At 44.5% G+C, this 10,131-nt stretch carries 11 protein-coding genes; 10 read left to right on the top strand and 1 reads right to left on the bottom strand.

The window, feature by feature from the left end; all coding sequences use genetic code 11:
- The first annotated feature begins 100 nt into the window (after positions 1-100).
- The 10 genes from CWB98_RS02935 (at position 101) to CWB98_RS02890 (ending at position 8,058) form a co-directional block, all read left to right on the top strand.
- Positions 101-1,054 (top strand): TauD/TfdA family dioxygenase, encoded by a 954-nt coding sequence (locus CWB98_RS02935; protein ID WP_138543466.1) that lies wholly within the window; start codon positions 101-103, stop codon positions 1,052-1,054.
- A gap of 73 nt (positions 1,055-1,127) precedes the next feature.
- Entirely contained in the window at positions 1,128-2,495 is a 1,368-nt protein-coding gene (locus CWB98_RS02930; RefSeq protein WP_138543465.1) for a serine hydrolase domain-containing protein, read from the top strand.
- Between the two features lie 591 nt (positions 2,496-3,086).
- Positions 3,087-3,647 carry a YcjF family protein gene (locus tag CWB98_RS02925; RefSeq protein ID WP_138543464.1) on the top strand — a complete coding sequence of 187 codons (561 nt, stop codon included), beginning with the start codon at positions 3,087-3,089 and terminating at the stop codon, positions 3,645-3,647.
- A gap of 93 nt (positions 3,648-3,740) precedes the next feature.
- A complete protein-coding gene (locus CWB98_RS02920; RefSeq protein WP_054017216.1) occupies positions 3,741-3,920 on the top strand; it encodes a hypothetical protein in 180 nt (59 codons plus the stop codon).
- Positions 3,921-4,112: 192 nt separating this feature from the next.
- A complete protein-coding gene (locus CWB98_RS02915) occupies positions 4,113-5,774 on the top strand; it encodes a cyclic peptide export ABC transporter (protein ID WP_138543463.1) in 1,662 nt (553 codons plus the stop codon).
- A complete protein-coding gene (locus CWB98_RS02910) occupies positions 5,771-6,931 on the top strand; it encodes a prohibitin family protein (RefSeq protein WP_138543462.1) in 1,161 nt (386 codons plus the stop codon). The genes CWB98_RS02915 and CWB98_RS02910 overlap by 4 nt, the downstream gene beginning before the upstream one ends.
- 117 nt (positions 6,932-7,048) lie before the next feature.
- Positions 7,049-7,255 carry a hypothetical protein gene (locus CWB98_RS02905; RefSeq protein WP_138543461.1) on the top strand — a complete coding sequence of 69 codons (207 nt, stop codon included), beginning with the start codon at positions 7,049-7,051 and terminating at the stop codon, positions 7,253-7,255.
- A gap of 64 nt (positions 7,256-7,319) precedes the next feature.
- Positions 7,320-7,526, top strand: coding sequence for a hypothetical protein (locus CWB98_RS02900; RefSeq protein WP_138543460.1), 207 nt, complete (start codon positions 7,320-7,322; stop codon positions 7,524-7,526).
- Positions 7,527-7,585: 59 nt separating this feature from the next.
- Positions 7,586-7,792, top strand: coding sequence for a hypothetical protein (locus tag CWB98_RS02895; RefSeq protein WP_138543459.1), 207 nt, complete (start codon positions 7,586-7,588; stop codon positions 7,790-7,792).
- Positions 7,793-7,851: 59 nt separating this feature from the next.
- The gene (locus tag CWB98_RS02890) at positions 7,852-8,058 is read left to right on the top strand and encodes a hypothetical protein (protein WP_138543458.1); all 207 of its coding nucleotides are present in this window, start codon (positions 7,852-7,854) and stop codon (positions 8,056-8,058) included.
- A gap of 1,053 nt (positions 8,059-9,111) precedes the next feature.
- Here CWB98_RS02890 and CWB98_RS02885 read toward each other — a convergent pair.
- Positions 9,112-10,062: a hypothetical protein gene (locus tag CWB98_RS02885; RefSeq protein ID WP_138543457.1), complete on the bottom strand. Its 951-nt coding sequence runs from the start codon at positions 10,060-10,062 to the stop codon at positions 9,112-9,114.
- Between the last annotated feature and the right edge of the window lie 69 nt (positions 10,063-10,131).

Genomic DNA, 10,131 nt, shown 5'->3' with positions numbered 1-10,131 from the left:
ATGTTTAATTTGATGTTGGTTGCGCTTAAAAAGTAAACAATTAATGTCAAAATTACGATGTAAATTTTACTTGTTACCTTACTTAAAGGATGGGAATAAAATGGATCAGTTACTATCACCAGACATGGATTTAAATTCCGCCGATACAGATCAACGGATCCATGATCTCTCAGGACAAAAGCAAAGTGGTCTTGCCTGGGTTAAGGCGAATGTTAAGGAAATTAATGCCTGGGTTGACCGCGATGGGTTTGCGCTGTTGCGTGGCCTCAACATTGTTAGCACCAACCAGTTCAGCACCATTTTGGAAACGATTTTTGGTGAACCGCTCAGTCAATATATTTATCGCTCTTCTCCTCGCACTGCACTTCGCAACAACATCTATACCACCACGGAATATCACGCCGATCAGGTGATCCTGCAACACAATGAAAATGCTTACTCCAATTGCTGGCCAATGCGGATGGGCTTTTTCTGTGTTGTTCCCGCTAAAACGGGGGGCGATACCCCGCTTGCAGATAGTCGGGAAGTGTATAAGCGACTGCCTGATGACCTGAAAGCGCGGTTTGAAGAGCGCGGTATTATGTATGTACGCAATTACGGTGACATAGATTTGCCCTGGCAGGAAGTGTTTCAGACCAGTGATCGCGATGAAGTAGAGGCGTATTGCTGGAAAAACGACATTCAGTGCGAGTGGTTTGACGATGGCAGGTTACAGACCAGACAGTTCAGACCTGCGGTTATGACACATCCGCAAACCGGCGAAAAGGTTTGGTTTAACCAGGCGCATTTATTCCATTGCTCTGCAGTAGACAATGAAATGCCCGACAGCATCGGAAGCGACTACTTGCCTCGCAACGCCTATTACGGTGACGGTAGTGAGATTGCCAGAGAAGACATTGATGCCATCAATGATGTCTACCGTACGCTCACTTTTTCTTACCCCTGGCAGCGAAACGACATTTTGCTGCTAGACAACATGCTATTCACACATGGCCGCCAGGCCTATACAGGTACTCGCAAGGTACTGGTGGGAATGGCAAAAGCGGCGCGTTAATGGGCGCCAATTTGGGTTTGTTAGTGGTGATGTGGTTGGCAAACAAAGTGGTCAAAATTGAGGAATCCATACAATGAACTGGTTATACCCTTCAAGACTCAAGATCATGGTGATGTGTTTGATCAGCCTGATCCTGGCATCGTGTCTGCAAAACAAAAGCTCGGCAAAAGACACAACTATCACGGCATCGCAACTGGAAATGATCGATGTATCCGTTAAACAGTATTGCGACGCTATGGTGTTTTTCGGGACTATCTATATTACTTCTGTGGACAAAGTGGTTTATGAATATCACTGTGGCCCGCAAAACATGCAATACAACGTGGATAACACGGTAAAGTCTAAGTACCGCATTGGTTCAAACACCAAAGCATTTGCTGCTGCTATCCTGATGCGCATGTTAGAAGGTAAGGACCTCAGAGTCGAAACGGTTGGTGACTATTTGCCTTGGTACCCTAAAAACCAGTGCGCAGACGTAACCTTGCATAATCTGTTGGCGATGTCGTCGGGGATCCCTAACTACAGTGACAACGAAGAAGTGTATAACAACTGGGGCTGGCGCCCTTATTTATATGACGAAACGCTCAACCTGAATGGCCCTGAAGGCTTTGGTAACCGCTTTTGTACGTGTGAGGAGCAAGGGGGGCAGCCTTCTTTTACCCAGGGAAGCAAATACGAATACAGTAACTGTAACTACTATCTGGTTGGCAACATCATTGAGCAGCTAGCAGCGGGTACACAAGGGGATATCGACCGCAGTTTCTGGTTCAGCAACATCCTAAAAGAACAGATTCTGGATCCGCTGGATATGAGTGACAGTGGCTCGTTTAGTGCCATTGGCATTTATTCTGATATGACAACCGGTTATATCTACAAAGACAACCAATACCTGCCACTGGCCAATGGCCGTCCGCCAGCAACCGGTGGCCCGGCACCCTATCAGGATATCCTGGTTAATCCATACAGTAATCCTTTAGTGCTTTATTCAGCCGGTGATATGTACTCCACTGTTGAAGATATGCACAAGTGGGATCAGGGTTTATATACCAACAAAATCCTTAATGAAGCGCAGAAGTTGGCAGCGTTCGCGCCTTATTCAAATACCGGCAGCTCAAGCTCGTGTGAATACTACGGATATGGTTGGTTTGTCACTTATATTGACCCCAATCAGTACGGCAAAGTCGCAGACTGCCCGGATGATCCCAGCGAAACAAACCTCAGAAAGTACGAAAAGTTTTTACAGTATTCGGGCAGCTACCCTTACTCATGGGTGACCAGCTTTAATCGCCTGCTGGAGCGGGATCAGAACGTGATGGTGTTCAGCAACTATGTGAAAACCGGCACTGAGTCGGACTGTATCGCAGAAGAAATTCGCAACATTATATTCTATAGCGACAAGCACCGCACCGAGGCATGTCAGACAGTATTGGATGAAGCGTAAAAGTGCGAGCAACACAGGTGTTTATCGGTTCAAGGCTGGGGTGGCAAACCAGTCACCCCGCAACAACTGCGTTGTCACCCTTCAACAACTGCGTTGTCATCCCGCACTTGATGCGGGATCTACTTACAGACAACACGGTTGTTGGGTAGTTAGCGGTACGAGTGAAGAATTTGTGGTTCCCGGCTCGTTGGCCGGGATGACGGGGTTTGGAGTGTAAACAACAACTGCGTTGTCATCCCGCACTTGATGCGGGATCTACTGACAGACAACGTGGTTGTTGGGTAGATGACGGGGTTTGGAGCATGGACGCCAAATCAGGATGACGGGCTCTGATGCAGGTGTGTTTGAGCAGTACATCATTAGGCAGCACCGAGCCTGGTAGAAACGAAGAATATACTCGCGGTGAGTTTAAGCATTGTAACGGCTTATCCACTGCGTTTTTAAGCATTTACTTGCTGTGTTTTAGGACATGGAAAGTGAAAAAGGGCAAGTTAGGGTCTAGTCTTTACCTGACTTGGTGGGTTTAACAACTGTTTATGCCAACTGAGTTTTTAATGACGTTGGTACAATTCCAATCATAGAGGAAAAAACATGACAGCGACAAAAACAGCGAAGGATGACAAGGCAACAACTGCTGCTGAAGCTGCTGCAAAGCAGGATACAGTCAGTGTTGAAGCTGAGAATCGCGAAGCCGTAGCGCGCATTATTGTCGATAAATACACCAAATGGTCTTTCGGTACCGGTCTTATTCCAGTACCTGCGATTGATTTGGTGGCGTTAACTGGGGTGCAAATCAAGATGATCAGCGAGATCGCCAAGGTTTACGGCCAGTCATACAGCGACAATAAAATCCGCGGTACGGTTAGTGCGGTGATTGGCGGCTCATTCCCACAATCTTTGGGCGGTGCTGGACTAAGTAGTTTCTTAAAGTCAGTACCAATCATTGGCACACTTAGCGCAATCGCATTTATGCCTGTGGTATCTGCTGCTTCTACAAATGCAGTCGGCTCCACATTCATTCGACACTTTGAAAATGGCGGTACTTTGCTAGATCTGAATCTGGCAAGTATTAAGGGAGACATCTCTGAAATTGCAGCAAAGTATCGTAAAGATAAAGGCAACAGCACTCAAGAGAATCAAGCTGCAGTGTAGTTGAGACGCTAAATCTTAAATAAACCAGCAGTTTACTGTTGGTTTATTTTCGTTTGTTAAACCGAGCTGCAAAGCAGTTCATAGGAGCAAAAAATGTTAGTTACTTTGTATCTGGTGTTATGTGTACTTTCTGGCTACTGGGGGCGTAACACGTTTGCAGGTCCGGTGGGGTTCTTTTTAATTGGCCTGTTCTTTACACCTTTAGTCAGTTTATTAGTGCTGTTACTGGCGCAATCACGCCTGGTAGAACCAAAAGAAGTAGAGGAAGAGTAGTAAAGCGTAATCGCATTGCCCTGCAGTCATTACTTGATTGTGATTGAAAAACAGGCAAGCTAAAAAAACAGAGGAAGCAGATCCTCAAGAAAAGATAACAAGGATTGCAGTTTTTGCTGCGTCGTAGCGCTCAGTATTCTGACCAATGGCGGACTTTCAGGCCATTGGTAAAACAATGAAAAGACAATAAAAATGGTATTATACGATTTAATAAGTCGAAACATTAAAATTAAGAAAAGGACCTTTGTATTACTCGGTTGTATCTCTGGCCTGGCGAATGCACTGGTGCTTGCTCTCATCAACAACGTGGCAGAAAATATTTCTGATATCCACAAAGAAAACTTTATTTTTTACTACCTGGTTCTGTTCACGCTGACTGTACTGATCTACGGATTGACACAACAAAGGGTCATGACCAAGGCTGCAAAAATGGTTGAAAAAGCCATCGACAAGCTGCGTGTTGAGTTATTTGAATCTGTACGGCATACCGAGCTCTCAACTTTGGAGAAAATTGGTAAAGAACGCATTTTTAACACCCTCAGTAAAGAGTTGCAGACCATTTCTCACTCTGCGCAGCTGTTTGTGATCATCGGCCAGTCTATAAGCTTAGTGTTTTTTACGTCTTTATATATTGCATATCATTCAGTTGCAGCGTTTCTGGTACTTGGCGTATTGATTACCATGGGCGGTTTCATTCACCGTTTCAGATCTGATGAGATCCAGCGCAATATGCAACAAGCGTTTCAGAGCGAAAATCAGCTGATCCAGCGCTTGTCAGACCTGCTTGACGGTTTCAAGGAAGTAAAACTGAGCACACCAAGGGCAGAGGATCTGGAGCATGAGTTTGCTATGTCCTCAGGCAAAGCCCGACGCGCACAAACCGTCACCAAAACCTTATTTGCCACCGACTTTGTATTATCACAAATTACTTTTTTTGCCGCGACCGGCGCTATGGTGTTTTTTGTTCCCGTGTTATCCGATGTTTATCCGGAAGTGGTGATAAAAGTCACCACCGCATCGCTGTTTTTAATCGGCCCGATCACCAGTATTGTGGGCGGTATTCCAATCTTCACCACAGCAACGGAGGCGGCACAAAACGTGCTGGCGCTTGAAGCTGACCTTAAGCAGGAGCAAGCAGAATCAGTTGCACGACGCAATCATCAGGTAACCCAAATTGACACCTTCGACGAGCTGCGGCTGGAGGGGGCTTATTATCAGCACAATCGCAAGCCAGGTGACAGACCCTTCTTTGTTGGGCCCGTTGATCTAACGGTGAAAAAAGGGCAAATCACCTTTATCACCGGCGGCAATGGTAGCGGTAAAACCACATTTATCCGCATGCTAACTGGTTTATATGAACTTCAGGCTGGTCAGATTTTCCTCGATGGTCAGGCAGTCAGCGACGCTGAACGAGAGAGTTTCCGCAGCATATTTACATCGGTCTTTGCAGATTTCCACCTGTTCAAGCAGCTATATGGCATACGCGCAACCGCACAGGACGAAATTGACGAGTGGCTGGCCTTTTTAGAAATGAACACCAAGGTCAGTGTTGTAGATGGCGAGTTTAGCACCATAGAGCTTTCTTCCGGGCAAAGAAAACGCCTGGCGTTACTGAGCACCATATTGGAAAACCGACCCATCTATATTTTTGATGAGTGGGCAGCGGATCAGGACCCGATATTCAGAAAGAAATTCTATGAACAAGTGCTGCCCAGGTTAAAAGCTCGAGGTAATACGGTAATCGCAATTACGCATGACGACGCCTATTTCCATTTGGCGGACGTACATTTGAAGATGGTAGAAGGACAACTAATGGAACATCATGAAGTAGAAACTGATGGAGTGCCGTCATGAACATAATCTTACCACCCGATTTGATGTTGATGGCACTGGCGGGTATTTGCCTGCTGATCCTTATTGCCAATCTGGTAATGCGAGGCCTTAGACGCTACAAACCCGCATGGCGTAAACGTATATTATCCTGGCGGTTTAGGGCTGGCCTAACCTTACTGATCTGTTTATTCTTAATTGTGGCACTGGTGCCTTTCATCTTTGTCAGGGTAGATTCGGGTGAGGTGGCTGTATTGTGGAAGCGCTTCGGGGGGGGGACCTACCTTGATCAGCATTTTAGTGAGGGTACTGTGCTGGTTATGCCCTGGGATAAGCTGATTATTTATAACGGGCGTTTTCAGACCGCACACGAGAACATTGATGCAATTACCAATGAAGGATTGAGGATCACATTAAATGTCACCGTGAGATATCGGCCTGTTATCAATCATGTCCCCTATCTGCATCAACTCGTTGGGCCAAAATATCTTGAAGAAATGGTATTGCCCGAAGTGGCTTCAGCAGTACGCATGATAGTATCACGCTATCGCGCTGAGCAGGTATACAGCCATCAGAGGATAAAAGTGCAAAAAGAGCTACTACAGGAAGTATTACACGAACTGCACCTTCAGGAAGAAACCATTTTAGAGCAAAGTGGAAAACTCAAAGATGGTCATACACTCGTAAATCTGGACGATATGCTAATAAAAAGAGTGGATGTGCCGGATAAGGTTCATGAAGCTATCATCTCTAAAGTTAATCAGAGCTATCTAAACGAAGAGTATGCGATGCGTCTTGAAGTCGCTAAGAAAGAAGCGCTACGGAAGAAAACCGAAGCGCAGGGGATAGCCGACTTTCAGGAAACGGTTGCTGGTGGTATTTCAGAAACTTACCTGAGGTGGCGAGGTATTGAAGCCACGATTGAGCTGGCGAAATCAAATAACAGTAAAGTCGTGGTTATTGGCAGCGGAAAAGATGGCTTACCCTTAATCCTTAATACCGAAAGTAGCTTAAGTGGGCCGGCCCCGGCATTAGGGCAAGATACCTCAAATTTAGTGATGGCCGAGGAGACGACATTGCCTCAGCCCGAGCGCTCTAAAAGCGCCATCAAGCCCGGCGAGCCAATGAGTTCGCACCATATGAGTTCGGCAAAGTCAGGTGAGCCACTAAACAAGCACTAGTTGCAGAATGATTGACCAATTATGGTAAATTTTTATAGAACCTATTGACAAGTTGGTAAGCAAAAAGTTAGTTTTAATCCGAGCCCAATATAGGCTCAAAATTAAAAGGATATTGTAATGAAATTAGCACTTAAAAAATCAAACATTAAGAACCTTTCAAATAATGCACAACTGCAAATGGACGCAACTCCAGCAGTCGCAGGTGGCGCAGTTCCGACAATTGATAACACACCTACTAAATACCTCAGAACGTGCCCTCAATTTACTATTGACTGGCAATATTCTTGTGGCGTTGGTGCAACCTGTAATCGCGAACCGGTATAAATTAGTCTTCAACTAATAATAAATTGACTTTAGACTTATAAAATAAAAATAAAGGATAATAATAATGAAACTAACGCTTAAAAAGTCAAAAATGAAGAACCTGTCACAAAGCGCAACGCTTAAGCAAAATGCAACACCAGCAGTTGCAGGTGGTACAGGCCCAATCATCGACAATACGCCAACACGCTACCTGGAAGGGTGTGATCGTCATACTTATGACTGGCAATACTCGTGTGGCCTGGGCGATACGTGTGACGGTGTACCAGTATAAGCGTTTGATGAACGTCTAATTATAGCTGTTTGAAAAATATAAATTTAAGGATAATTAAAATGAAACTAGCTCTTAAAAAAACAAAAATGAAGAACCTGTCACAAAGCGCAACGCTTAAGCAAAATGCAACACCAGCAGTTGCAGGTGGTACAGGCCCAATCATCGACAATACGCCAACACGCTACCTGGAAGGGTGTGATCGTCATACTTATGACTGGCAATACTCGTGTGGCCTGGGCGCTACATGTGACGGTGTGCCAGTATAAGCGTTCGATAGACGTCTAATTATAGCTGTTTGAAAAATATAAATTTAAGGATAATTAAAATGAAACTGACTCTTAAAAAAACAAAAATGAAGAACCTGTCACAAAGCGCAACGCTTAAGCAAAATGCAACACCAGCAGTTGCAGGTGGTACAGGCCCAATCATCGATAATACGCCAACACGCTACCTGGAAGGGTGTGATCGTCATACTTATGACTGGCAATACTCGTGTGGCCTGGGTGCTACATGTGACGGTGTGCCAGTATAAGTGTTAGATAAGCACCTGACATAGGTGCTAGTACTTTAATACGCCTTGTCGATTTGACGAGGCGTTTTTAGTTTCAGCAAACCCCAACCTTTATACTCTCCTTCGATTTATTTTTGTTTCTTTCTTTTTCCAGGCCCAGACTGGCAAATGATTGGCTACCAATTGGTATTAATAAGAACAATCTACCGATAACCACGTCAAAAGACGCTCTTCAGTCAGAGTGGTAACATCAGCTAGCAGTATAGTGCGACAAAGATACTGTAAAGGGGCCTTACAACATAAAAAAACATCACAACAAAGCCATAAAACAGGATGCAAGTAATAGGTAATTAATTTACGCCTCTACAAGTGCACCTTTTACATGTTCATTTTGTACTTTGGACAAAACCCCCAGATACAACTGATGGAATTCAATGTGGAATGCACAAATGTCTGCTGATGTTTTTTGTGGTTCGAATCGAAATAATACCAATTTACTTAATTATGTGTTCTGGTTTGAGGCGAGAAAATATGTTCGATAACCAGGAAAAAATTTTGTTATTTAGCTGTTCTAAATGAGAAAGTTTTAATACAGTTCGCGTCATATTTGCTCCGTCAAATTGAGCAGGTATTAAGTGAAACTGGTATAAGGCGGACACAGTTCGTATTCTGGCCCCTGAGCACAATCAAAGTTGTTGACGGCTCAAAAGAATTGCGCGTATCCATATTTTATTCTTATTTATTGGTTAATCTTTCGGGACGGTCTAAGGGAATACTGTCAGCTTGCTAATCGAACCTTTGTCGTCATGCAACCAGCTTGGTGGAGTTGCTCTGTGTTATTCCAAGTAGGATGACTTCACGCGTTGATTGTCAGATGACACTGTGCTAGTGATTTTTATCAATTCCGTATAAACGGATGAAACATGGTAATTAGCTACAGTCTCTGATCAGGGTAGCCTGAAAAGGTGGTCAGAGTGAAACGACTGTAATGAGAGTACTTGTATCAAGGCACACTGGATGTGCCTTTCTTAAACATTGAACCAGGTCATGTATCGCGTCCCGCCTCAAGTATGCTTATTGCTCAATTAGTTTAATGCCAATGGCATAACTACTTAGAAAAGCACCTGCAGGGTATAAGTACTCTTTTGCCTTGGCGACGACTTTGGCGCTTTTACCAAACTTTTTAGGTGCGAGGCTGTATAGTAGCACATTCGGTTCTACCTCTTTCTTTTTGCTAGCAGTGAGTTTTGCACCAATGCCGGTCAGAATATAGTCATTTTCCATAAATACTTCAGACTCGATTCTGGAGCTCGCTAACTTATTAACTGCACTCATTCGGTGGAGAGTATCAATAGAGCCAAGATTGTGGCCTAACTGCGCGTTTGCGAGGTCCTTACGAATACCCACAACACAACTGGTAAGCGGGTGATTATTGCTATCCTTTAGCTTTTTGCTGGCCGCAGTCCACTGATCCCAGCCTTTTGGCGCAGAAGAATACACAGGACCAAATTTATGCCCTGCTTTTGGAGCAGACTTAGCGCCGCCGCTTATCATAAGGTAGCCAATATTTGGGATGGTAATGGAAGATGCATTGCCTGCACTGGCATTTTTAGCCTCACCATTACCGCACCATGATTTAATAATATTGTGTTTGCGTATATCACCGCGAGAAATACCCTCTATCTTTATACCAATAGCATAGGCTGTAAGCTCATGATCTGAAGTGCTTTTATCAGCTTGTGTAGAAACAATCCATGACTGTTGTGTTGCTGTGTCTGGATACGATGCAGTAATCAGGACAGAGCGACTTATCTTTAAATCAACACCTCCACCTACTGCCACCCAGTCACCCGGAACAGTGAGTTTGGCTGTGTGGTTGCTGCTTGTGCTATTCAATGTGTATTTCCATACCCGCATGTGAATGCGTCCGGAGCCATCTACGTCACTATAAACTGCAGTAGCAGCATGTACATATGTGCTTCCTGCCAGTAAAACAGCAGAGATTAACAGGGAATTGTAGCTCATAATATACGCTCCATTTTCATAGGTTGTCCTTGTTATAACGGGGTTTTCCTAATTCAATCCACTACCTGT

The sequence above is a fragment of the Pseudoalteromonas rubra genome, assembly GCF_005887115.1.
Classification (GTDB): Bacteria; Pseudomonadota; Gammaproteobacteria; order Enterobacterales; family Alteromonadaceae; genus Pseudoalteromonas; species Pseudoalteromonas rubra_F.
Note: the sequence above shows the minus strand (reverse complement) of the source record. Positions and strands in the feature narration are given on the sequence as shown.

What these genes read in the sequence shown, in the direction of transcription:
- CWB98_RS02930 (WP_138543465.1), top strand. Translation starts at nt 1,128, where the DNA reads ATGAACTGGTTATACCCTTCAAGACTCAAGATCATGGTGATGTGTTTG.
- CWB98_RS02890 (WP_138543458.1), top strand. Translation starts at nt 7,852, where the DNA reads ATGAAACTGACTCTTAAAAAAACAAAAATGAAGAACCTGTCACAAAGC.
- CWB98_RS02920 (WP_054017216.1), top strand. Translation starts at nt 3,741, where the DNA reads ATGTTAGTTACTTTGTATCTGGTGTTATGTGTACTTTCTGGCTACTGG.
- CWB98_RS02905 (WP_138543461.1), top strand. Translation starts at nt 7,049, where the DNA reads ATGAAATTAGCACTTAAAAAATCAAACATTAAGAACCTTTCAAATAAT.
- CWB98_RS02915 (WP_138543463.1), top strand. Translation starts at nt 4,113, where the DNA reads ATGGTATTATACGATTTAATAAGTCGAAACATTAAAATTAAGAAAAGG.
- CWB98_RS02935 (WP_138543466.1), top strand. Translation starts at nt 101, where the DNA reads ATGGATCAGTTACTATCACCAGACATGGATTTAAATTCCGCCGATACA.
- CWB98_RS02925 (WP_138543464.1), top strand. Translation starts at nt 3,087, where the DNA reads ATGACAGCGACAAAAACAGCGAAGGATGACAAGGCAACAACTGCTGCT.
- CWB98_RS02900 (WP_138543460.1), top strand. Translation starts at nt 7,320, where the DNA reads ATGAAACTAACGCTTAAAAAGTCAAAAATGAAGAACCTGTCACAAAGC.
- CWB98_RS02910 (WP_138543462.1), top strand. Translation starts at nt 5,771, where the DNA reads ATGAACATAATCTTACCACCCGATTTGATGTTGATGGCACTGGCGGGT.
- CWB98_RS02895 (WP_138543459.1), top strand. Translation starts at nt 7,586, where the DNA reads ATGAAACTAGCTCTTAAAAAAACAAAAATGAAGAACCTGTCACAAAGC.
- CWB98_RS02885 (WP_138543457.1), bottom strand. Translation starts at nt 10,062, where the DNA reads ATGAGCTACAATTCCCTGTTAATCTCTGCTGTTTTACTGGCAGGAAGC.